The sequence below is a fragment of the Pseudomonas syringae pv. tomato str. DC3000 genome (assembly GCF_000007805.1).
Taxonomy (GTDB): Bacteria; Pseudomonadota; Gammaproteobacteria; order Pseudomonadales; family Pseudomonadaceae; genus Aquipseudomonas; species Aquipseudomonas avellanae.
Genome location: NC_004578.1, coordinates 2,240,963 through 2,262,433, shown reverse-complemented (window position 1 = coordinate 2,262,433; position 21,471 = coordinate 2,240,963). Strand labels below are relative to the sequence as shown.

General features: G+C 56.4%; 30 protein-coding genes and 2 pseudogenes. 16 read left to right on the top strand and 16 right to left on the bottom strand.

What is annotated here, in order from left to right:
* Nucleotides 1-14 precede the first annotated feature (14 nt).
* From PSPTO_RS10825 to PSPTO_RS10805, 5 genes and pseudogenes are all read right to left on the bottom strand, one after another.
* Nucleotides 15-677: a hypothetical protein gene (locus tag PSPTO_RS10825; protein ID WP_007244228.1), complete on the bottom strand. Its 663-nt coding sequence runs from the start codon at nucleotides 675-677 to the stop codon at nucleotides 15-17.
* Nucleotides 674-1,042 (bottom strand): hypothetical protein, encoded by a 369-nt coding sequence (locus PSPTO_RS10820; protein WP_011103841.1) that lies wholly within the window; start codon nucleotides 1,040-1,042, stop codon nucleotides 674-676. Before PSPTO_RS10820 ends, PSPTO_RS10825 begins: the two co-directional genes overlap by 4 nt.
* On the bottom strand, nucleotides 1,039-4,320 hold the full coding sequence (locus tag PSPTO_RS10815; protein WP_011103840.1) for a phage tail protein: 3,282 nt from the start codon (nucleotides 4,318-4,320) through the stop codon (nucleotides 1,039-1,041). Before PSPTO_RS10815 ends, PSPTO_RS10820 begins: the two co-directional genes overlap by 4 nt.
* Entirely contained in the window at nucleotides 4,320-4,718 is a 399-nt protein-coding gene (locus PSPTO_RS10810; protein WP_011103839.1) for a DUF6950 family protein, read from the bottom strand. The genes PSPTO_RS10815 and PSPTO_RS10810 overlap by 1 nt, the downstream gene beginning before the upstream one ends.
* Nucleotides 4,719-4,720: 2 nt before the next feature.
* Nucleotides 4,721-5,041, bottom strand: a pseudogene (locus PSPTO_RS10805) (hypothetical protein); the annotation flags it as partial.
* A gap of 98 nt (nucleotides 5,042-5,139) precedes the next feature.
* On the opposite strand from PSPTO_RS10805, the gene PSPTO_RS30235 reads away from it, so the two are divergent.
* From PSPTO_RS30235 to PSPTO_RS30230, 5 genes are all read left to right on the top strand, one after another.
* Entirely contained in the window at nucleotides 5,140-5,322 is a 183-nt protein-coding gene (locus PSPTO_RS30235) for a hypothetical protein (protein WP_011103837.1), read from the top strand.
* A gap of 70 nt (nucleotides 5,323-5,392) precedes the next feature.
* Nucleotides 5,393-5,866, top strand: coding sequence for a hypothetical protein (locus PSPTO_RS10795; RefSeq protein WP_046463351.1), 474 nt, complete (start codon nucleotides 5,393-5,395; stop codon nucleotides 5,864-5,866).
* Between the two features lie 17 nt (nucleotides 5,867-5,883).
* Complete coding sequence (locus PSPTO_RS10790) at nucleotides 5,884-6,135, top strand: hypothetical protein (protein ID WP_011103835.1); 252 nt, start codon at nucleotides 5,884-5,886, stop codon at nucleotides 6,133-6,135.
* Between the two features lie 65 nt (nucleotides 6,136-6,200).
* A complete protein-coding gene (locus tag PSPTO_RS10785; RefSeq protein WP_046463350.1) occupies nucleotides 6,201-6,878 on the top strand; it encodes a hypothetical protein in 678 nt (225 codons plus the stop codon).
* 56 nt (nucleotides 6,879-6,934) lie between these two features.
* The gene (locus tag PSPTO_RS30230; protein WP_011103833.1) at nucleotides 6,935-7,768 is read left to right on the top strand and encodes a tail length tape measure protein; all 834 of its coding nucleotides are present in this window, start codon (nucleotides 6,935-6,937) and stop codon (nucleotides 7,766-7,768) included.
* A 90-nt stretch (nucleotides 7,769-7,858) separates the two neighbouring features.
* Here PSPTO_RS30230 and PSPTO_RS10775 read toward each other — a convergent pair whose 3' ends face one another.
* From PSPTO_RS10775 to PSPTO_RS10750, 6 genes and pseudogenes are all read right to left on the bottom strand, one after another.
* Nucleotides 7,859-8,311: a phage tail terminator-like protein gene (locus PSPTO_RS10775; protein ID WP_011103832.1), complete on the bottom strand. Its 453-nt coding sequence runs from the start codon at nucleotides 8,309-8,311 to the stop codon at nucleotides 7,859-7,861.
* On the bottom strand, nucleotides 8,308-8,688 hold the full coding sequence (locus PSPTO_RS10770) for a hypothetical protein (protein ID WP_011103831.1): 381 nt from the start codon (nucleotides 8,686-8,688) through the stop codon (nucleotides 8,308-8,310). The genes PSPTO_RS10775 and PSPTO_RS10770 overlap by 4 nt, the downstream gene beginning before the upstream one ends.
* Complete coding sequence (locus tag PSPTO_RS10765) at nucleotides 8,688-9,050, bottom strand: hypothetical protein (protein ID WP_011103830.1); 363 nt, start codon at nucleotides 9,048-9,050, stop codon at nucleotides 8,688-8,690. Before PSPTO_RS10765 ends, PSPTO_RS10770 begins: the two co-directional genes overlap by 1 nt.
* A 2-nt stretch (nucleotides 9,051-9,052) precedes the next feature.
* Complete coding sequence (locus PSPTO_RS10760) at nucleotides 9,053-9,430, bottom strand: hypothetical protein (protein WP_011103829.1); 378 nt, start codon at nucleotides 9,428-9,430, stop codon at nucleotides 9,053-9,055.
* 10 nt (nucleotides 9,431-9,440) lie between these two features.
* Nucleotides 9,441-9,761 (bottom strand): HeH/LEM domain-containing protein, encoded by a 321-nt coding sequence (locus PSPTO_RS30225; RefSeq protein WP_226992690.1) that lies wholly within the window; start codon nucleotides 9,759-9,761, stop codon nucleotides 9,441-9,443.
* Between the two features lie 82 nt (nucleotides 9,762-9,843).
* Nucleotides 9,844-9,939 (bottom strand): annotated as a pseudogene (locus PSPTO_RS10750) (chemotaxis protein); the annotation flags it as partial.
* 208 nt (nucleotides 9,940-10,147) lie between these two features.
* Between PSPTO_RS10750 and PSPTO_RS10745 the strand changes: the two are divergent.
* The 6 genes from PSPTO_RS10745 (at nucleotide 10,148) to PSPTO_RS10720 (ending at nucleotide 14,356) form a co-directional block, all read left to right on the top strand.
* Entirely contained in the window at nucleotides 10,148-10,681 is a 534-nt protein-coding gene (locus tag PSPTO_RS10745) for a hypothetical protein (RefSeq protein WP_024667440.1), read from the top strand.
* 928 nt (nucleotides 10,682-11,609) lie between these two features.
* Nucleotides 11,610-11,903: a hypothetical protein gene (locus tag PSPTO_RS10740; RefSeq protein ID WP_005766829.1), complete on the top strand. Its 294-nt coding sequence runs from the start codon at nucleotides 11,610-11,612 to the stop codon at nucleotides 11,901-11,903.
* A gap of 64 nt (nucleotides 11,904-11,967) precedes the next feature.
* Nucleotides 11,968-12,546, top strand: a complete 579-nt coding sequence (locus PSPTO_RS10735) for a hypothetical protein (protein WP_005766831.1) — start codon at nucleotides 11,968-11,970, stop codon at nucleotides 12,544-12,546.
* 120 nt (nucleotides 12,547-12,666) lie between these two features.
* The gene (locus PSPTO_RS10730) at nucleotides 12,667-13,170 is read left to right on the top strand and encodes a cupin domain-containing protein (protein ID WP_005766833.1); all 504 of its coding nucleotides are present in this window, start codon (nucleotides 12,667-12,669) and stop codon (nucleotides 13,168-13,170) included.
* A 219-nt stretch (nucleotides 13,171-13,389) separates the two neighbouring features.
* A complete protein-coding gene (locus PSPTO_RS10725) occupies nucleotides 13,390-13,920 on the top strand; it encodes a hypothetical protein (protein WP_011103825.1) in 531 nt (176 codons plus the stop codon).
* Nucleotides 13,921-13,987: 67 nt separating this feature from the next.
* Complete coding sequence (locus tag PSPTO_RS10720; protein ID WP_011103824.1) at nucleotides 13,988-14,356, top strand: c-type cytochrome; 369 nt, start codon at nucleotides 13,988-13,990, stop codon at nucleotides 14,354-14,356.
* 51 nt (nucleotides 14,357-14,407) lie between these two features.
* Here the strand turns inward: PSPTO_RS10720 and PSPTO_RS10715 are convergent, their stop codons facing one another.
* Nucleotides 14,408-14,593: a DUF6021 family protein gene (locus PSPTO_RS10715; RefSeq protein ID WP_005617022.1), complete on the bottom strand. Its 186-nt coding sequence runs from the start codon at nucleotides 14,591-14,593 to the stop codon at nucleotides 14,408-14,410.
* 150 nt (nucleotides 14,594-14,743) lie between these two features.
* Between PSPTO_RS10715 and PSPTO_RS10710 the strand changes: the two genes are divergently transcribed.
* Complete coding sequence (locus tag PSPTO_RS10710; RefSeq protein ID WP_024667446.1) at nucleotides 14,744-15,163, top strand: DUF4124 domain-containing protein; 420 nt, start codon at nucleotides 14,744-14,746, stop codon at nucleotides 15,161-15,163.
* A 1-nt stretch (nucleotide 15,164) separates the two neighbouring features.
* On the opposite strand, the gene PSPTO_RS10705 is transcribed toward PSPTO_RS10710, so the two are convergent.
* Entirely contained in the window at nucleotides 15,165-15,494 is a 330-nt protein-coding gene (locus tag PSPTO_RS10705) for an EthD family reductase (protein ID WP_007244311.1), read from the bottom strand.
* A gap of 165 nt (nucleotides 15,495-15,659) precedes the next feature.
* Here PSPTO_RS10705 and PSPTO_RS10700 point away from each other — a divergent pair, with 165 nt between their 5' ends.
* The 3 genes from PSPTO_RS10700 to PSPTO_RS10690 all read left to right on the top strand — a co-directional run bounded on the left by PSPTO_RS10700 (nucleotide 15,660) and on the right by PSPTO_RS10690 (nucleotide 17,865).
* The gene (locus PSPTO_RS10700; protein WP_005738377.1) at nucleotides 15,660-15,953 is read left to right on the top strand and encodes a DUF6388 family protein; all 294 of its coding nucleotides are present in this window, start codon (nucleotides 15,660-15,662) and stop codon (nucleotides 15,951-15,953) included.
* A 125-nt stretch (nucleotides 15,954-16,078) separates the two neighbouring features.
* Nucleotides 16,079-16,768, top strand: coding sequence for a crotonase/enoyl-CoA hydratase family protein (locus PSPTO_RS10695; protein ID WP_005738376.1), 690 nt, complete (start codon nucleotides 16,079-16,081; stop codon nucleotides 16,766-16,768).
* Between the two features lie 125 nt (nucleotides 16,769-16,893).
* Nucleotides 16,894-17,865: a magnesium and cobalt transport protein CorA gene (locus PSPTO_RS10690; RefSeq protein ID WP_005617011.1), complete on the top strand. Its 972-nt coding sequence runs from the start codon at nucleotides 16,894-16,896 to the stop codon at nucleotides 17,863-17,865.
* A 59-nt stretch (nucleotides 17,866-17,924) separates the two neighbouring features.
* On the opposite strand, the gene PSPTO_RS10685 is transcribed toward PSPTO_RS10690, so the two are convergent.
* The gene (locus tag PSPTO_RS10685; protein WP_011103822.1) at nucleotides 17,925-18,653 is read right to left on the bottom strand and encodes an amidotransferase; all 729 of its coding nucleotides are present in this window, start codon (nucleotides 18,651-18,653) and stop codon (nucleotides 17,925-17,927) included.
* Nucleotides 18,654-19,268: 615 nt separating this feature from the next.
* Between PSPTO_RS10685 and PSPTO_RS10680 the strand changes: the two genes are divergently transcribed.
* The gene (locus tag PSPTO_RS10680; RefSeq protein WP_005766850.1) at nucleotides 19,269-19,640 is read left to right on the top strand and encodes a rhodanese-like domain-containing protein; all 372 of its coding nucleotides are present in this window, start codon (nucleotides 19,269-19,271) and stop codon (nucleotides 19,638-19,640) included.
* A gap of 43 nt (nucleotides 19,641-19,683) precedes the next feature.
* Here the strand turns inward: PSPTO_RS10680 and PSPTO_RS10675 are convergent, their stop codons facing one another.
* Complete coding sequence (locus PSPTO_RS10675) at nucleotides 19,684-20,514, bottom strand: transglutaminase family protein (protein ID WP_003378608.1); 831 nt, start codon at nucleotides 20,512-20,514, stop codon at nucleotides 19,684-19,686.
* Nucleotides 20,511-21,470 carry an alpha-E domain-containing protein gene (locus PSPTO_RS10670; protein ID WP_003378609.1) on the bottom strand — a complete coding sequence of 320 codons (960 nt, stop codon included), beginning with the start codon at nucleotides 21,468-21,470 and terminating at the stop codon, nucleotides 20,511-20,513. Before PSPTO_RS10670 ends, PSPTO_RS10675 begins: the two co-directional genes overlap by 4 nt.
* Between the last annotated feature and the right edge of the window lies 1 nt (nucleotide 21,471).

The following is a 21,471-nucleotide window of genomic DNA, read 5'->3' as shown; positions in this document are numbered from 1 at the left end:
TTATATGCCTTGATTCAGGCGGTTAGTTTTGCGCAGAGGAATGGCCGGTGGCCCTGATCTGTCCATGCCGTTGTAGCGAGGCTATACATCATTATTTTTGAATTGGTGTAATCGACTGCTATTCCGCAGCCTCCACCGCTTGCGCCGTTGTGACAACTCATAGCAAATGAATTTATTGATATAAACTCGCCGGCCCCAAGCAATTTATCGATGCTCCATATATACCGACGACCGACGCTAAGCTGATCGCTCCCGACGTATGTCCAGTTACCCGCAGCAAACGTTACGACAACTGGAGGTGCACCGCTGTCGTATACAAGCTCGCCGCCAGCTCCCCAAATACGCATCCCAAAAGAGGCTGTACTCATGGCTGCCCATGCGGCAATAAAATATTGACCGCTCAGCGTACTCTGTACGTTTGAGGCTTTCATTGCGAAGCCTGTCCAATTGCCCGGACCACCTGTAAACCATACTGATATCGGCACCTGGACGATGCCGTTTTGATCGGGCCTGATGAACACTATTGGAGGATCTGCACTTGTTACCGCGCGTGGAAACGTGACGTTTGCGTTTGTGGTTCCTGAATAAGTGCCCTTCGTGAGTACGCAAAGCCTAGGCGTTTCCGAATCAATCTGCACGAAAGAGCTTTCATTGATGCTGATGACGCCAAAGCTCATACCTTAAACCTCACTGCGTACCCCTTGGCAACAATCCTTGTCTGGTTGGTGTTCCCGAGATTTGCTGATGGATTTGCTGAGCGGATGACTACTAGGTCTTTTGCCGTTGTTACATACGGGTAGGACTTTATGTTTCCGAGAGGGTCGGATTCAGCGTTCTGGATATCTTGGGCTCGGGTGGGAATAATCATGAAAACGCAATTGGCCGGGTCGAAACCCGGAATGCTCAGCGTGATTACCTTGGCTGTTGATCCGGTTGTATCGCTGAAATCCACTACCCCCTGCCAAATCACCTGATAAGTGTACGTGGTCGTATCCATGACCAAATTCCCGTTTTCGTCCCAAACTCTGGCTCCGTAACTCATGCGGCTAAATTCCCCCACTGGTAGCGCAACTGGCCTCGCTCGTCATAAACCTTGCCGCCTTGACCGTTAATGACCTGCCTGCCTCCCCCGGCAAGTGGTGAGTTGATTTCGAACGTACCGTCTTTGCTCAGAATCCAACCGCTCTGCCCGGCCAGGTAATTGGTCGAACTGATGTAACTCCCAATCTTGGCGTTGGTGATCGTGCCGTCTTGGATGAACGTCGGACCAAGGAACAACTGGCCGTTCTGTGCAACGAAAGGCGTCGAAATAGCACCACCCGCTAACGTGTTCACCAGCGCAAACCGATCAGCCGACATGAGGATCTGGCTTTGCAGCACACCGCCAACATTCTCAATCCCTGCGCCTATCCCGGCCATGACGTACTGGCCGTTGGAGTTGACTTGCAATTTGACGGTATACATCGCCGTCAGCTTGCCGTCAGTGCTCGCCTGGGCTGTGCTTACGGTCTGAACCGCAGCACTGGCGTTATTAGCAGTTGTTTGAACCCCATCCACTCGCGTGGACAGCGCGCCGTCTGCGTTGGCTCTGGTGGTTGCTTCAGACTGGATGGCGGCCTGATTGCTACCGACGGACGAGGTCAGCGTCTGTATCTGTTGAGCGGTGGCCTGCCGGTCCGTGTTTGCGGTTGACTCAATCGTCGTGATCTTCGATTCGCTCGTACCTACGCGAGAATCGATTGCCGTAATCCGCTGGGCAGTCGCCTCGCGGTCCGTGGCAGTCGTCGTTTCGACGGTGGTGATTCGTGCCTCATTGGTGCCGACACGCGCTTGCAGAGTCGTGGTGCGCTGAGCCTGGGCGAAATCCTCTTCCGCCCTGATCTTCACTTCCTGTGCCGCGCTGGCCGTGCTGTCCCAACCTCTGAGCGCATCGAGCAGATCGCCTTCCCCGCTGTCGGCCCGGTACTGCGCCTGCACTGCCTGGAGCTGACTTGCGGTCGCCGTGGTCCTGCCGTTCACCGTCTCGATGTTGGCTGTGTTTTTGGAAACCTGATCAGCCTGGGCGTTAGCGGCGCGAATGGACTGGCCTGTGTTCACCCAGTAAGCCGGGTTCGGCGGGCCGTTCGATCCATTGGCAGCCGCAGGCACCGCTGCAATGGCCGTCCAGAGGTTGTCACCCACGCGCACGGTGTTGTCGCGGACATAGGCGTCAGTCGGCACATAGACCAGCGCGTCGGTGATTTCTCCGATCTCGGCCTTGAGCTCAGCCAGGCGCTCATTAACCGATCCGTCACCGTCGCCACTAATCAGCTCAATCTCTGAAAGCAGGTTCTGCGCAAGCTCGGTCTTGCTGATCTTGCCGGCCAGAGCAGACAGATAGGCCGACACATCGTTTGATGTCGACGTAGGCACATAAAGAAAGGCGCTCTTCCCGTATGCGTTGGTCGAGCGGATGAAGTAGTAATAGTTGGTGTAGAACGCCAGATCGTTGTGGGTGAACGACTGGCCCTGGCCCAGGTACTGCGCCGTGCCCGATGTCGCATTGGGGTTGGTGCTGAAAAAGTACTCGTAGGTGCCGCCGTTCAAGCCGTGGTTCGGGTTCTGCGGGATCAGCACGATACTGTCGATCGACGATTGCACCACGCACGACTCAGGGATAGGAGGCCCCTGAATGCTCACCGATATACTCGCTTCGCCAGATCGGGCCATTGGGCCCAGGGCGGCCACACTCATTGTGTATATGCCTGACGCCAATCCGTTGATGGCAAGCGTGTTGGCCGTCGCGGGCACCGAGCGTGACTGAGCGACACCACCGCCCTGGCGGACCGTGACCACATAGGAGGTGACGATGCCCAGCGGTGGAACCCACGACAGTACGCCCTGCACCACCTCAGCAGCATCGCCAGGAGACCATGCAAGCCCGGTGGGCGAGCCAAGCCCGCCGCTTGGCAGGTTGATGAACCCCAGCGGGTTGTAAGGCTGGCCCACGGCATCATCGAAGATTGCCGCCTCGTACTGCTTGACCTGAACCGTGCATCCTTCGCTGTCACCCATAGACCAGTCGGAGACGATGAACTCGCCAAGGATGTTCAGTGACGGCAGGTTCACACGCACTACTCGGCCAGGCCGGCAGTTGTAGCCTGAGAAGTTCATCGGCAGGCTGATTGCGCCGCCAGCACGCCTTTGGCGCATGGCGATGTTCGCCAGGCGCTGAGGCTGATAGGCGTCGGTCACATACGAGAACGTCATCGTCTCAGCAGCTTCGCCGCCGTCCTCAAGAATCCATTCGGAAACGCTGACCTCTGGGTAATCCGTCTCGGTCCAGGACTGTTCAGGATCAATGAACGTGCCGCGCACCGTGTTGATGGCGGAATCGTTCGTCGACTCGGTACTTCCAGAGACCGTGCCGATGATCATGTCTTCGGTGATCTCGAAGTCATACGGGCCGTAATAGGCCCCTGCCTGGAGCATCCAGCGGCCGCCGACGCGGATCAACTTGCCGGCGCATGACGCTTCCAGCTTCTGCAGTACGCCCGGACGTTGCTCATCAGCACCAATCACGCAAGAAGTGCGATAGCGCTGGCTGACGGAGCCATCGGCATTGGTCAGCGCTTCATCGCAGACGTTTGCCGCACTGGCAAATGTCTCGAAAATGATCTCGTCATCCGGAACGTTGCAGCGGGTGCGTAGATACCAGAGGATGTGCAGCGCGGTGTTGGCGGTGTAGATGTTGTTGCCGGTGCGCGGGTCGTAGATGTCATTACGGCCACGGACCACAAAGCGGGTGTCAGGGATGCCAGACGGGAACTTCTCGGCGCTGTACTTCAGGGTGATGCGCACGAACGACAGGCCGCGCCCGATCTGGCTGTCTTTCCAGTCCTGGCAGTTGGCCTTGAGGAATGCGTTCACCTCTGTCGGGTTGACGATCAGCTCATAGCTCGCGAACTCACCGAACGAGCCGATCTCTTCCTCACCTAGGTAGATGTTCTCCAGGCCATCGATCGCGCCTTCACACAGCACGTATACGAGGTGAATTTGCTCGCCTTCTGTGAGGGTGCCGGACTGCTCCTGCGCCCAGACCAGCACGCCGCCGGTGGATACGCGGCCAAGGATGAATCGGATCGGTGCTTTGGACGACCTCACCGTTTGAGCGGACGGCTCGTTATCGCGCAACGGTGATTTGGTGTTGAGCTTCTCCTGCTGTGATGCTGCATAGAAGGCCAGGCCAGCGCCGATTGCAGCGCCGACCGGGCCACCTTGCACGAAGCCGATCACAGCGCCGACGGCTACCTGGGCAATCTTTTTAACGCCACTGGGCATTATTCAACCCTCCAGGCTGACAACGGCTCACACACAACTCGAGCAACGCCGTCATCGGTCGTTGCCCAGTAATCACCCGCCCAGAACACGGCCATGCTGCGACCTGCTGGTGCTTCGTACATCACGACGTCGCCGCGCTGGATGAACGGGACTGCCACCCTTGCAAAGCAGGCATCCCATGCAGATTCCAGGCTGCCGTGACGCTTCTTCAGCGCACGCTTGGCACCCGCCTCGGTCTTGTAGGTGCCTCGGTATTGCTCTGCAGGATCGACACCGCACACGGCGCTCGAGCAGTCGGCGGCGAACAGGCAACAGTCAAATTCGCCCCACAAAAAAGGCCGCCCTTGGGCAGCCTTGATTACTTCGTTCAGACGCGTGGTCCAGTCTCGATGGCGCATATCTAACTTCCGTAGTTGAAGGTCGGCGCATCCTTGGCGGACCCCCAGTAGATGGGCCATTCGGACATTTGCGCGATTGCGTAGAAGAAGCGGTCGCCCTGGTGCCGGGCGCGGTGGTTTTCGTCAGTCCAGCGCTCGGTGCCGGTTCGGCTCCACTCGGCCATGCGGTCAATGACCGGCACGGTGATGGTGTTGCCGTCCTGGCCATTGCCCGCGAACGAGAACTTGGCGGCGTCCATGCGCCCAGAAAACAGGATGTCGGCGGCGTAGTTGCCAGCCTCGTCAAACACCACGAAGATGACCTTGGCCATTCGGCCCCGGCATCGCCACCGAGGCGGCCATCACCGGCAGCATCACTCTGGCATGGTCCAAGCGCGCGTGGCAGATCTGGAAGAACACATTCACCCGGCTGCCGATTGCCGTGCAGTTCCCGATCACCGACTCGCTGGGCAACAGCTACACGTTCAACTTCCCAGCAGTGGAAGTGGATGGCGAACTGCCCAGCGGTGGTAAGCGGGACCTGATCGAGGTCGAGCTGAGCTACACAGTGGCCAAGCAGAGCCCGACCATCACCCGCTTGGCTGCACCAGATCCAGACGCATAACCCTTTTGGCTGCCCCGGTGATAACGCCTGCCGGGGCGGTCCTTTTATGGCGTGGCGTTGAGGTTGCATCATGGCTATCAAGCTGAAGAACAAAGAAGTGGTCGATACCGCTGCGAAGTGGTTCGATTTCGACGCAGACACCAAGGTAATGCTGGTCTCTCTGGACAGCACCGAATACCAGATCGCGATGGAGCGCATGCGCAGACGCGTGCAACGCAACGACGCCCAGTTCCAGGAAGGTGACATCGGCGTGATCGCAGGCGAGAAGACCGAATACGCCAATCACTGCCTGGCTATCGCCTCGTTCCTGCTGAAGGACTGGACCGGCGCAGTGGATGGCGACGGCAACGAAATCAAATACACCGAGCAGGTCGGCGCTCAGATGCTCGAGGACAACGTCGAATTATTCCTGTTCGTTCTGGAGCACAGCGGCGACCTGGCCGCCTCCAAAAAAGTGGAGCAGGTCGAAACGCTGGAAAAGTCATCGCCCGCTTCCAGTGGGAAAGCGAGTGGGCAGGGCCGGAAGCCGAAAAGCGCAAGCTGATCTTCCAGCGGTTTGGCATGCCTGTTCCAGATGAGCCGCCCCAAGACCCGATAACGGCATACCTGCTGAACACTTTCAGGGGTGTTTGCCGGGGGCGGCGGTACATCTCGGGCATGGGCGGCGTGTTCCCAATGCCGCTTTCTGCCCGCGAGATATCGGACTGGCTTGACGCAAGGCCCTCTCCGATACCTCGGGAAGAGGTCGACGAAGTGGTCTTTGAGCTGGATCGTCTTTTCATGGATCAGGACGACGAGGAAGAAGAGGATTAACGGTCGTTCGCCGTTGCGCCCGATGATGGTAGATTGCTGGCATTAATTGGAATCGGAATTCAGAAATGGAAGCCAGAAGGGAAAGCCTGAGAGCTCTTGCGGTAGCGCTAGCTGACAGGACTGATGCGGTGCGCAATCAGGTCATGCAGCAGGGAGGCGATATTCTCGCTGCCTTGGCAAAGGAGCGCGATTACGTAATTGAGGTGATGGCGGATATGGACGAAAAAGACGCCGTTTTATTTCAGCAACTCCACACCGAGGAGCTTGAGAGAAGGATTAAATTTTTAGAGGAAAGCAACGACGAATCAACACGTTACCTCGACGAGCTTTGCTTAAAGCGAAATGCTGCGCTCGAAAGATGGATGCCTAGCGGGAAAGTCTGCCGGGAGACGGTTCGGGCGTATGTAAAGAGCGAGCTTGAGGCCCTTGAAGCGGTTCATAAAAATGGCGGAAACAGGCACCAGAAGGCTCTTGACCAGCAAGACGATTTGGAAGCTCTGCTGGAGGGGCTTAATGACGACGAAAAGCTGAAGATTATCAACATGCAGACTGCGGAGATATTAGCCGCTGATGCAAAAATGAAAGATGATCTTCATGAGATTCTCAATCCCCCGCTTGAAACTATAGATCGTGACCCTCAGCCTTCTTCAATTGAAATAGAGCCGAGCTCGGGCAAGGGAATCATGGTAGTGCTGTTGTTTGTGGCGGTTGTAATGCTGGTTCTTTTCAAAATTGCGTCATAGACGAATTACCAAATAAACGCCCGCTTCTGCGGGTTTTTTTATGCCCGGAGAAAAGTATGGCCCTCACCTCACGCCTCGCTATTGAGGTCGATAGCCGCAGTGCTCAGCAGAAAGTGGACGATCTTCGCCGAGGTCTACAGGCGCTGAACGATGCGGGCCTGAGGACTGGACCGATTATTTCCGGTGCTGGCAACGCAATTAACGGCGCCGGCCAAAATGCCAGATCAGCTACCGCTCAGGTTCAAAGCCTAGAGCGTCAAGTAAAGTCGCTTGGTAGTGCTGCTGCTGGCATGGCTGGGCCTCTGGCGGCTGCGTTCAGCGCTAAGGCTTTCTACGATGCAGCCGAGGCATACAGCACACTCACGAACCGCATGAAGCTGGTAGCTGACAGGCAGTTGCAACAGATCACAGAAGGCACCAAGCCAAACAAGAACGCCGGCAAGGAGAAGGCGTATCAGGAGGATGCCGGAACCAAGATGCTCGACGACGCGCGCCAGCGCTACGCGGTGCTGGTTGCGCAGAGCAAGGAGCTATTGAATCAGGACGGCACCACCAAATCGATAGGGGCGGAGCAGAAGAAGCTGGTCGAGCTGGAGACTGAAATTGCTCAGTTGAAGGAAAAGAAAACGCTCACCTCCTCGCAAAAGCAAGTTCTGGCCATGGCCGAACTGAACATTGCGCAGCAGAAGCAAAACGCCAGCCTTGAAAAGGAAGTCGAGCTCAGGAAATTGGCTGCTGAGGAAACTCAGAAGATGATTTCCTTTCAGGCGAACCTGAACAGCCAGCTATCCAAGGATCAGGTCGGCCTGAACAATAGCCTTGCAGGCCAAGGAATGGGCGACCAGGCGCGCGCCCGACTTCAAGAGGAGTTTGGGATTCAGGAGCAGTAACGCCGGGCGTCACCTCCTTGATGATGTGTGAAACGACTTTTGCGCCGGAACTCATGTGAGTCTCCTTTCTGCGGGCATAAAAAAACCCGCTCAAGGCGGGCCGGATGGGTGCTTCAGGTTCAACCGGCGCGGAAACCGGATATTCACGTTGATCTGATAGAAGCCTTCGTACTCGCCTGCGTCGACCTGGCTGGCCTCGATGCACTCAAGGTCGCCTTCAGTCCAGTAGGCAAAGTGCGCTTCCAGTGCGTCGGCCAGTTCATTCAGGCCGCGCATGCCGGTGCGAAGCCGGGCAAAGCACTGCACGACGATAATGCCGGGCTTTCGGGTGTAGGGCTGGTCGGCCATGCCGGCCATGAAGGCGGTGGCGTGCTGGATGTGTAGGCGGCACCATAGGCCGTCGGCAGGCGGCTTGAACACGCCTGAGCCGTCTTGGTTCTGAGCCGGGTACTGAGCGTTGGGATAGAAAATGCGTTCCTGCTCAATCCCGGTGAAGGCCACCATGCGCGCCGTGATAGCTCTGCGGATCTGCTCATAGGTCATGATGCATACGCCGCTGCCACGCCAGCGAAGGCGAGCCCAAAAATTCCATTGGGGGCTTGCTTGGAATGGCCGTTCTCTAATTTTTCGGCGTAAACCAAATTATTCTGGATGTAAATGATCGAAAAAGGCTTGAGGCCAGCCAGAACCGAAGCGCCCTTGCTGATCGTGGCAGCTCCGGTCGGGTCCAGGGTCTGGCTGTTCGAGAACACTGGCGAGCCAATCGTGACCGTTGTGTTCCCGCGAAACCTTCCGGTGTCCACCGGGGAGCGACTGATGATCTCACCCAGGAGCGCCATTGCGATGATTCTCAGCTGCTTGGTCATATCGCCTTCAATCTGAGCGATGAATGCTGTGGGGGGCGTGCTCCATCCGGCCATCAGATTTGCCTCAGTTGGATTTGATAGATGGCAGCTGTCGGATCGGTACCCACCGCGAGCACGTCATACCCGTTAATCTTGTGCCCTGCCTGCGGAACGCCTGTCACCTCGTTTGTGAGCGCGGTTAGTTGCTGGTCTGATGCCTTGATGCTCTCACCGTCAATCAGGTTGGCCTTGTAGCTCCCGAAAATTCCGCGCCCGCTGTATTCAATAACGGTCGGTGGCCCGCTGATTTCGCTGACAGGGTCCCAGCTACCCGGCAGGGTTATGCCGCCAGTGAACTGCTGTACGGCGTCAGCCAGGCCGTCAGGATCGTCGAACGCCTCCGCCAGTTCAGCCTGAATTTCTTCACGCATGCCCATGATCAGATCCTTTTCAGCATGATAGTGCCGGACCGCTTGATCCACGGCGCCAGAAGCGCGATAGCGAAGTTCTCGCCCTGAGACATATCCGAACTGCCGGCGACGTAGGTCTTGCTGACCGAAGTGCCAGACTGAGCAGAAACGGTCTTGCTCTGAACTTCCTTCTGCGTGGCCTTGTACAGATTGCCTGCGGCCGCCTCTTTAGCGACCTGAGCGCCAGCCGTTTTGATCTCGACGGGCGTCGGATCGGGAACGACTCGCTTAATCTTGGCCGTGAGCCAGGCGTTTGCCATCGTCACAGCAAGGACCGGATCACCTGTACCCGCCCAGGCAGGACCAAGCTGAGCATTAACATCGGCAACATTGATGAAATCGGTCATGTGCGTGTCCTTATTCCTTCGGCACCAGAGCCTGCAGGTCTTCTTTCTTTGCCGTTGCGTCGAACTCGATGCCCTTGGCGGTGAGCCACTCTTTCAGCTCCGGGACCTTCATTTTCAGAGGGTCGGTTTCCGGCGCTTCCTGCTCGAGCTTCAGCGCTTCAGCGATCTCCTCAGCCGAACTGCGAGATTCGTAGCCCTTTGGCGGGTAGTTGCTGGCCTTGTAACCAGCGGCGACGTACTCAGAGACGGTTGGGCCGTCTGTTCGAAGCCGCCAGCTCTCATCGCTCCCGCCAGCTTGGTTGCCACCCTGGCTTACAGGTGCGGTTCGCACTTGATTGCGCAGTTTATTGATTTGGGCACCTCCACCCGACGCCACCAGCGGCGAGCGATGAAATCAATTGCGCATCTTTCCATCAGTTGATACCTCCGAGACGCGAACGCAGTCGAGCGATCTCGTCGCTCTGCGTCGTCACCTTGTCAGTGAGCTGAGCGACTTGACTGGTAGCTGCACAAGAGACAAGGCCAGTTCAGGGCGTTGCAGCCATAGCCAATGACAAACTTAAAAAAACCGATTTATCTCCAGGTGATATTCTTATATTACTTGATCAACCTGACAACACTTGCTTTACGCATAAAATTATAAAAACAGGCCAGCTCCTACCCTCTCTTTCCGCGCTGCGCACTAACAAAGGCGATCCCGCACTGGTCCACTCCGTAATATGGTCAAAAACACAAAAGAACCCGGACAAACTTGAAGCTAATGGCAAAGGAGAACCAGAAATCGTTCAGATGCGAGGCGGAAATCAGCAGTCTTCATTGTCAGGCCCAGTTCAAAAAGGTCTGTACAAGGTTTATTCCCCAAAAGATAAAAACCTGGGCGATTGGGCGGCCCAGATTGGCCAAATGTGGAGCGCGGACAAAAAGGTTCCTTACTCAAAGCTAAAATGCGTATTGAGTGTTGTACGCAACTCTGGCTTCAAGAGCGGTGGCAAAGCAGCCAGCGAGAAATATGGAGCTCAAGCCTTTGAAAATTCGCCTCGTATACGCGGCGCTTTTTGCTCTCACTTTGTACTTGCGGCGTATCAAGCTGCTGCCAAGAAAATCGGAATCCCTATCAGCGGCGCTTTAAAAGTTGATGCAGAAGCAACCTCTGTCAGAACATTAGAGCATTACCTAAAAAAGGACGACCAAGGCTTTGATTTTAAAGGCTATCTAAAAATCGAACCTGAGGATGTGCTGTACCAAGAGTAAGATAGTTGCAGCTCATAACTTCGTGAAGGACGCTGCTGGGAGAAAGATAGCTCACCGCATGCAAAGACCGTCCAATGCAGCCCGGCTTTCATACTCGACCCGTTTTAGGCTCATTTTGTATAGTCCGCGCCATTATTTCAAAAGCGCCAGATTTCGCGAGGTCAGCAGCATTGGAAAAGACGGTGCAACGGTCGCGGTAGGAAGGGCAATCACCTACTGCCCCCCCCCCCCGCACAGATACGCACGTGCAGAATTAACGTATACGGCTCCTGCCTTGGGTTTTTACGCCAAAGCGAGTTATGGGATAAGGATGCATGGTTAGCTCTGGGGATAGGTATGAACGACCGGGCAACGCAGTCATGCGCGCCCAATTCAAACGGTGTTGCTCTTATAAGCTTGGCTATGGCCATGCGCCCAGCCACGAACATACCGCTCTTTGGTTTGATCGCAGAAATGCGCGAACCTGAGAAGGTCGAATGTTTCGGGCTTTCCCTCTCCACGCTTCCTGCAATCTTCGACCGCAAACCAGCCAAACCGTAGCAAATGTGTTCTCTCTGGAAGTAGCCTCAGGTTGAACTGAGCAAATCGAACTTCCCAGTGCCCTGCGAAAAACGCCATGCATCTTCATGCGCTTCAAACCCACGCACACTGTCGTCGGTGTACCGCACGGCGATCATCTCACTCTGCGCCGCACGCCCAAGCCATTGTCTGACCCACAAATCCATTATGTAGCGCAGGTAAGTATTGGTTAGCAGCGGTGAGATGGGCGCTCCTTGTGGTGCGCCCTACCAGCAACATCGCGTCGAAAAGTGGCCCCTTCATAAACCATGGAGTTTGGCCATAATCATTTCCCGGAAGGTCACGACGGTCGTAGGGCAAAGATACCCCCGCGCTGTAATGAAATTAAAGGATTCAAAATGATTTATGTATGCCTGTGGATGAACGGATGCTCGATGCAGATGCGCCCAAACTGTTTTTTGATGACGTGATCCGGTTTTTGAAAGGGGTCAAGGCAATGAGTGCGTGCACATCGTGCAGCGCGCAGTCCTGGGAAATACCTGCCGGCTCGTTCGAGCACTCAGAGGTCGTGCTGACTCAATCGGGGATGACACAGGAATCCGTCATGCTTATGTGCAACAACTGCGGCATGCAGCGTGCTCATTCGGCCAGGTTCATAGGCAACTGGCTACTGAAAGACACAGAGACGTCTGCCGATGAGTGAGTGCTGTCTCATATTCACAAGAAACCATCTGCCCTCGCCACGGCTGTCGATTACAAGAGCTGACATGAAGACCCCGAAGGGAGATACTCCAGTCATGACCGAGATCACGCGCAATGAGATGAGGGATACGCTCTCTGCCATCGAGAACAGGATGGACAAGCGTATTGATCGAATGGAGCAAGCGGAGCTTCAGAGGCACGAGTGGGCGGCGCGCGAGCATGAAGCCTACCGCCGTGAGCAAGAAGCGCGCGACAGGCTCTACTCGGAGCGTTTTGAAGCGACAAACCGTCGTTTAGAGGATCGGGAAAGCGTGATGGATGCGAAGCTCGATGCTTTCAATGCTTCCATAAAGCAGGTGAGCAGCACCATCGCTGGCTTTTCAACAACTCTGCCCGAGCTTCTCAAGGAAGTGAAAAGCTCTAACCGAAACACTGTTCTGGCGATTCTCGCGATCGGGGTTGCAACCGTTTTAGGCCTCTGGGGTGCGAACTCCACGATTATTGGCAGCGCCGGTTCAATCTTTCAATCCGGGTACGAACAAGCGGCTAATGCACAAGACGTGAAAAGCCTCATTGAGGAGGTAAAGGCTGGATCTGATGAGACCAAAGCCTTGCTTGAGGCAATCAGGGCACAACGGTCGTAGTCGCCGCCACATCCAGACGGTATAGGCCTACCGACGGTGTGCCGAGTACTCGGGAAAAGCGCCCCTGCCTTCACTGGTCTAAAGTACCCTCTCCTGAACTCTTCCAGAGCCTTCACCCTCATGAATGACCGCGCACGTGAACTGGCGTCTCGTCTGATCCGCAATTTCAATGAAGCGTCACTCGAACATGAAGTTCGTGAGCCGCTGTATGAAAGCGCAGCAGCGCGCCTCGGCACTGGGACGGTGGCACACAAGCTTGGGGCTTCTGTCGATGTCGTCGCGCCCGGCAAGCGCTCGTGCCCTTATCATTTCCATCACGCTCAGGAAGAAATGTTCGTGATCATCGAGGGCGAAGGCAGTTTGCGTGTTGCCGGCGAGATGTTGCCGATCAAGACGGGCGACGTCCTGTTTATTCCAGCGGGCCCCGAATACCCTCATCAGATCATCAATACATCACAGGCACCGCTCAAGTACCTGTCGATCAGCACGCGGGAGACGCCCGAGGTGTGTGAATACCCGGACTCCGGAAAGTATCAGGCGATGGTTTCAGCCAACGGGGCACGTGTGTTCACCGCCAACCAGCGGACCACTGAAAACGTCGATTACTGGGACGGCGAACCCTGATTTCAATTGTTTGAAAATTGTATCCGGCAGTTCACGCTTTTTTCACGTTCGCGGGTTTATTGTTAACTCAATTCCCAGCAAGACCTTAAGCCCGCTACCCCCCATCGCGGGCTTTTCTTTGTCTGCGATTTGAGTGCAAGGCCGCCTCCTGGCCGCGCGGGAACATCACGCAGCAAACGCTTTCCAAGCCCTATCCCTCCAGATGAAACCCTTGCGAACATGAAAAACACCCTGAAAAAACTGGTCATCAGCGTTGCTTGCCTGGCCGGGGCTCCGGTTTATGCGGCTTGCCAGATGACGCCCATTACGTATGACATGCCGACGCAACGCCTGGATGAAGCCTTGCAACAACTGGCCCACCGATCCGGTTGCCCGGTGACGGTTGACCTGGGCGCTGACAGCAGCAAAAAGGTCAAGAAATTCAAGGGCACGTTCACGCCGGACAGGGCGCTGTGGCTGGTACTGAAGAAAACCGGGCTGGAGGGCTATGTTGAAAACGACGGGCTCACCGTTGATCGCCGGGGCCAGGATTTTGTCCATGCGCGGGCAGCAGAGATTCGCAAGTCGCTTGATGATGCAGGGACAAAGGTCAACGCCGGAAAGAAGAAGCGCTTCCTCCACGAACTGACCAGTATCGAAACCGGCGCAAAAAAGCTGGTTCTGGAGCAGAGCTTTGTCAGCGCGGCCGAGATGGCGAGTTACAAGCGTGACTTCGATGAGTTGTCGAGCCAGATACCTGCCAGCAAGTGAGTGCCGGAAAATTGCGCTAACATTCGCAGCTTTTGAAGAAGCTGCCCCGGCGCGCTGTGGAATATCGATGAAAAGAACTGCGTTATTGGTACTGGCACTGGTGCTGCATCCGATGGCCCAAGGTGCAGGCGATGCAGAGGCCGGGAAGGCAGTGTTCACCCGCCTCTGCTCAGGTTGCCACAAGATCGGCCCTTCTGCGCGCAGCGCATTTGGCCCACCGCTTAACGGCATCATTGGTCGGAAGGCAGGTCAGCAGGAAGGTTACGTGTACACCGATGCGATGAAAAACTCGGGGCTGATCTGGACGCGCGAAGAATTGCGCATGTACATCAAGGACCCAAGCGAAGTTGTGCCCGGTACACGCATGAAACTGTGGTGGATGGGCAACGATGAAAGAATGGAGGACCTGCTCGAATACCTGGATGCCAACAAGTAAGACAGGCCGGTAATAAACCGCCCTCGGTATCGGCCGAGGGCAATCGGTCAGTTATTTGTCGGGCGTGTACGGCGGGTAGTCATCCTTGCTGCCCTTTTCAGTGGCCGGCGTTGTTGCAGGCTCAGTCGGGTCGATCTGCGGGTCTTGGGTCTTCGGTGACTCCTCGTCGAAGCCCGGATCATTTTTGCCTTGATTGCTCTTGTCTTGGTTGTTGCTGCCTGGCGTTGTGCCGGTCATGTGCACCTCCACTGTAGAATTCAGAACCTGATATTCAGAGAACCGACACGCGCAGCCGTGCGATACGTCTGACGAATGGTCCCTCGCCGCGAGATGATCTGGCGGCATTTACAGGCAACTGGTAGCCTTGCGCCATACAGGGAGAGAACCATGAAAAGGCTTTCAATGACACTTGCAGTGGCAGCGTTGCTGAGTGCAAACACGGCGCACAGCGAGATATTCAAATGCACGTCAGCGCAGGGAAAGGTGAGCTACGCGTCAATCCCCTGTGAAGGCGACGCTCAGAGCACCCCGCAGCGGCAAGGCCCGCCGAACATGCGGCGCGACGATGAACCGCTGGATTACGTCCACAAAACCAATCTCAAAGCCACCGAATACCTGAAGGTCAGCGGCCGCACGCACGTGACGGTATACGAGACGGAGCGCTACAAGGCGTTTCAGAGAAACCGCCCGCCACCGCCAAGCGTGCGCTCGCAGTGTCAAAGCCCGCTGTACAACAGCCAGTGTTTTGATCCGTCGGGTGGTATGTCTTCAAAGAAACAAGCGGCCTGGCAGGATACTGCTCGATAACTTACGACGCGGTTTTCACATCAGCACGTACTTCACTGATCTGTATCTCCGGAATCAGATCGGTGTAGTTGATGATGTCCGCATTGATCTGCTTTGAGTGCGGCCCCATACCGGCTTCAAAGTCTGCAATGGAGTCGCAGTAAATGTGGCACATACCGATGTAGCGAGGGTCAGAGCCAGGCGTTGCGCCGCCGATGCCCCTGTCGACGCTGTAGCCCTTGCAGTAGCTGCCCATCAGTTCCTGCACCAGCGGCAGGTGTTTGTCGCGATAGTAGTCGTGATCAAAACGGGCACCCTCTTCGTACGCATACAGCACACTGACTTTGATCATATCGATAGACTCCTGAATGAATGGTCAATAAAACTTCCTCTGGACACTCTAGCGATTATTGCGAGCAGGTGCTGACATCAATGGCCTGCTCCCTCACAATCACGCCGTCTCGCCAGGCTGCCTTGATCCGCGGCATGGCCCTGAAATTCGTTTGAGGAACCCGGCATGAATACACTTGAGTGGAACGAGGCTGCGCTGGCGAAATACCTCGCGACCCATCCGACCCTGAAAGATGAAATCAGCGAGCTGAGCCCCAAAGAGCAAAAGCAGCAACTGCAGTGGGCCTTCGAGGACGAGGCCGAAGGTCAAGGTATCGAGCCTTGGGAGCTGGCGCTGGAGTTGATTGCCGAGTCGCCGGAGCAACTGAAAAGCATGCGCCTGGAAGCCCATGCGCAGGTAGCAGAAGCGCTGGGTATGGAATGGGAAGAATATTGCGCGTTCAATGACATCCAGCCATGAACGTGGCGGCTGTCGCGGTCGAATCGGTCATTTGACAGCAAGCTGTTGCGTGACTACTCAGTCAGCGCTTTACCTGCTCTGTGCGGGTGAGTAACGTCTGCTCACTTCAATAAAGGAATCACGTCATGAGTGATCTGGTCTCGTACCATCTGGACGACGGCGTCGCTACGCTGACCCTGAACAACGGCAAGGTCAATGCCATTTCCCCGGACGTGATAATTGCGTTCAATGCCGCACTGGATCAGGCCGAAAAGGATCGCGCCATCGTGATCGTGACGGGGCAGCCCGGCATTCTCTCGGGCGGTTACGACCTAAAGGTCATGACCTCGAGTGCCGAAGCTGCCATTAATCTGGTTGCTCAGGGCTCTACCCTGGCGCGGCGCATGCTGTCGCACCCCTTCCCGATCATCGTCGCCTGCCCAGGCCATGCCGTCGCCAAGGGCGCTTTTTTGCTGCTGTCAGCCGATTATCGAATCGGCGTCGCAGGCCCGTTCAGCATAGGGCTCAACGAAGTTCAGATCGGCATGACCATGCACCACGCCGGTATCGAACTGGCCCGCGACCGGCTGCGTAAATCCGCATTCAACCGCTCGGTGATCAATGCCGAAATGTTCGACCCCGAGGGCGCGATGGCAGCGGGTTTTCTGGACAAGGTGGTCAGCGTCGAAGAGCTGCAGGGTGCCGCGCTTGCCGTCGCGGCACAATTGAAGAAAATCAACATGAACGCGCACAAGAAAACCAAGCTCAAGGTCAGAAAAGGTTTGCTCGACACCCTCGATGCAGCCATTGAGCAAGACCGCCAACACATGCTTTGATACCCGCCGCAGGCCCGCCGATGCGGGCTTTTGTTTATCAGCGAACTCATACGCATTTGTTCGATCTGATCAGCTACCGCGCATGATTTTTTGCGCCACTGACATAGTGAAGAAGCGATAGCACCATGGGTCGAGTTGTTGCAGCAGCGGTTTACACCAAAGGCAAAAAAGTCCGCGACATTACCCTTGATGAAGGCGCTGCCTGGGCTGCAAAGCCCGAGCACTTTGTCTGGATCGGGCTGGAGCAACCCAGCGCCGATGAGCTGACCAGTCTCAAAGAGCAGTTCAACCTGCATGAACTGGCCCTTGAAGACGCGATGGAAGTTCACAGTCGCCCCAAGCTTGAAACCTTTGGCGATGCGCTGTTTATCGTGACCTACGCGCCGGTGCGCGATAACGGCAAACTGGTGTTCATCGAAACCCATATCTTCGCGGGCAAGGGTTACGTCATCACCTCGCGCAATGGCCATTCAAAGTCTTACGGGCTGGTTCGTCAGCGCTGCGAAGCGCGGCCTTTGCTGCTGGAACACGGCGAAGACTTCGTGCTTTACGCCCTTCTGGATTTCGTCACCGAGAACTATCAGCCGGTGACCGAAGCCATTCACACCGAGCTTGAGCTGCTGGAGCAGAGCGTCATCGGCGGTTCACTGCGCGAGTCTGATATCCAGCATATTCATGCACTGCGTCGCGACCTGTTGCGAATGCGCCGTTACGTGGCACCGATGGTGGAAGTGGGCGAAGAACTGCAGCGACTCAGTTTTCCGTTTATCGACAAGAACATGCGCCCCTACTTCCGTGACGTGGAAATTCACGTGAAGCGCCAGATGGAGGACCTGGGCAACCTGTGTGACATCGCCAGCCAGACCATCGAAATAGGCCTGCTGCTGGAGTCCTCGCGACAAAGCATCGTGCAGCGCAAGTTTGCCGGGTGGGCAGCCATTCTGGCGTTCCCGACGGCGATTGCCGGCATCTACGGCATGAACTTCGAGAACATGCCCGAGCTCAAGTGGCACTACGGCTACTTCATCGTGCTGGGCGTGATCGTTGGCGGCTGTACGGCACTGTTTGCCAGCTTCAAGCGCTCCGGCTGGCTATAGCCGCCCCGCTACCTTTCAGAAAACCGGTCGGGCGCATGACGATGAGCCATGCGCCTGGATCAGGCTGATTGATTGTCCGGCTTGTGCGCCACGAAGCGCATCATCCATTCCGCCACGGTGGCGCCGTGGTGGTCATGATCGAGGCTGGCGACACCCTGTTTGTAAACTTGCTCGCCGAGCGCCTCCTGGCGAAGATCAAGCAATGTCCGTGAAAAGTCATGAATAAATTCAGGGTGGCCCTGAAAGCACAGCACTTGATCATTGATGTGGTAAGCCGCAAACGGACAGAACTCGCTGGAAGCAATAACCGTTGCCTGCTCAGGCAGCGCGGTGACCTGATCCTGGTGGCTGATCAATAGCGTGAGGTTGTCCATAGCCGGGGTCATCCACGGTCTGGCCGGGGCCAACTGGTAATGATGAATGCCGACTCCCCAACCTTGCGCCGCACGCTCGGTCTTGCCGCCCAGCAACAAAGCCAGCAACTGGTGGCCAAAGCAGATACCCAACAGCTTCTCGCCGCGCTGGTACAGCTCCAGCAGGTAGACCTTCAGCGTCTGAATCCAGGGATCGGTGCCAAACGAATCGGCCTTGCTGCCTGTCACAAGATAAGCGTCGAATTTTTCGCCCTCGGGTGGATAAACTCCCTGCACCACGTTGTATACCGACAACTCTGCAGCAATCGGCTGACGCGCGAACAGCCGCTCGAACATTCGACCGTACCCATGATATTGCTCGACCAGCTCCGCGCGCAGATTGTCGGTTTCCAGAATACAGATGCGTAAAGGCATAAATGGGACCCTGAAGCGGTAATAAGACGGTGGATCAGAAGCAAAGCCTGCCTTGAAGACCTTATCAAATCAAGCAGCGGCCCGTTTCACAGGCTTGTCGCAATCCAGGCGTAGGAAAAATCTGACTCGGACGAACGGTAGCGGACCAGGGATTTTGAGCGAAGTGTCTAGCAGAGGCCTGCGCATGCGGTGGCTTGATCATTAATAACATTCAGCATTAAAAATTAAAATAGACATACCTAACAGTTCTAGGCCTGAGGGCACCTCGGCTCTATGGTTAGATCTGTAACAGGGAGCGTGCAAAATCCATTCAGCGCTCGGGTTAGCGGTCAGTTGACCGGACCCGCCTGTTCACTGCTTCACCTAGCCAGCAGTCCAATCCCTGCACTGGATTCGACGTGCTTCTGTCGCTCAGGAATAACAAAAAAAGGCGGTCAGCCATGTTCAAGTTCAAATTCAAACACTCGAAAGTACGCCAGGCGGGATGGATTCTCTTCACCACCACGTTGTTATTGATCGTGCCGAATCTGAACAGGTTATTTGGCTGACTCGATGCACTTTCGAACAGCGTGTAACTGTGCCACTCTTTCCACTCGCATTGAAGGAGAGGGGCGTATGCGTCAATGGATTGCTGTATTTGCACTGGTCGGCAGCGTCGCTGCACAGGCGGGTGTGGCGGATCAGGCTGCGGCCGTGTCGGCATTGAAAGAAGGCAAGCTGGCCATGGATGTTCGTAGTCAGACCGACTACGAGGCTGGCACGGTCTTGAATGCGGTGCGGGTCGATGAAAGGCGTCTGGTCAATCAGATGAAGCAGGTGCTCAGTGACCGCAATGCGGTGTTTGTCATCTTCAGCAGCACTGACAGCAAAGCCGACAAGGCTCAGGAAAAGCTCAGGGCTGCGGGTTACTTCAGCGTGATCAACGGCGGCAATTACGAAGAGTTGCACAACGCGCTCTACGACATCACCGACGACCCTGCAGAATAAGCAACGGCCGGGCTTTCCCGCCCGGCCATGACCACTTGCTGATTCACTGATGCTGCGTCTGAACCTGCACTCGGGTTTTCACCTTGGGCGTACCGGTCATGGGCGAAACCACCACCTTGGCGTGCATCTGTTCCGATCCGCCGCCACGGCGCATGCCGCGCACCGGACAGGCATCCAGATAATCCAGCCCTACCGCCAGTTTCAAATGGCGCTCGGGAATGGCCAACTGGTTAGTCACATCGAAGCTGTACCACGCATCGTCAATCCACGCTTCGGCCCAGGCATGACTGGACAGGTGTTCGCTGTCTTCGCTGCACAGGTAGCCGGACACATAGCGTGCAGGCACGCCGAGGCTGCGCGCGCAGGCCAGAAAAGCGTGGGTATGGTCCTGACAGACCCCGGAGCGCCCGGCAAACGCCTGAGCGGCGCTGGTGTCGACTTCGGTTGCGCCCTGCGTGTAGGTCATGTGCTGATTGAGCGCCTGCATCAAATCGATCAAGGCAGTACGGTCAGTACGCTTGCGACATTCTTTGGCGGCGAAACTGCGAATCGCTTCGTCAGGTTCGGTCAGCCGGGTGACGCGCAAGAACGGCAGCGCTGACTGGCTTTCGTGCTCGGCCTCGCGGGTCTCGTCGATTTCCACCTGCCCACGCGCGCCGATGATGATCGCCTCGTGCGGTTCTTCAAGGCTCAGGACGTGCAGGATGTTGCCAAATGGATCGATCTGCGCACGCACCGGGCGTGGCAGCGTCAACTGCCAGCTAAGCACTTGCTGACGCTCGCTGTCATGAGGCGTCAGGCGCAGGTACTGGATACTGGAACGCACCTGATCATCATAGTGATAGGTGGTTTCGTGGCTTATAGAGAGTCTCATGCAGCCTCCAGGTACGAAGTGTGGATCGCATCACCCAGTTGGGCCAGCATTGGAATGAATTCGTTCAACCACTCGTGCAGGCCTTCATCCAGGATCTCGTCGATACTGGTGTAGCGCAATCGTGCATCCATCTCGGCCGCCATGCGCTGCGCAGGTCGGCCGTTGACGCCGGGAAGACTGGCGAGAATGACATCCATCTCCTCCAGACAGGCGCGCAACGAACGCGGAATATCGGCACGCAGCAACAGCAGTTCAGCCACCTGACGCGCGCCCGGCGCATCCCGATAAACTTCAGTGTATGCCTCGAACGACGACAGTGCGCGCAACAAGGCGCTCCACTGGTAGTAACCTGCTGCCGAGTTGTCTGCGGCAGCGTTGGCCTGCGGCCCGCGCAGTTCGAGCATTTCGTAGCGCGCGTCGAGCATGCGCATGGTGTTGTCGGCGCGCTCGATGAATGTTCCAAGGCGAATGAAACGGAACGCATCGTTGCGCATGATGGTGCCGTAGGTTGCGCCGCGAAACAGGTGCGAGCGCTCTTTGACCCATTCGCAGAAGCGACTCATGCCATAGCGGGTCAGGCCCTGCTGGGCGATACCGCGAATTTCCAGCCAGGTGGAGTTGATGTTCTCCCACATGTCTGCGGTTATACGACCGCGTACCGCGTGCGCGCTGGCCCGTGCGGCCCCCAGGCAGCTGTAGATGCTGGCCGGGTTGGTCGCGTCCAGGGCGAAGAAATGCAGCATACGCTCGGCATGCAGCTCACCATGACGCTCGATGTAGGTTTCCAGCGTTCCGGTAATCAGCAACGGCATGGCTATTTCATCCAGCCCGTCGCCACGCCCGTCCTGGGGCATCAACGACAGCGAATAGCTTACGTCCAGCATTCGGGCGAGGTTCTCCGCTCGCTCCAGGTAACGCGACATCCAGAAAAGATCCGAGGCAGTTCTACTTAACATT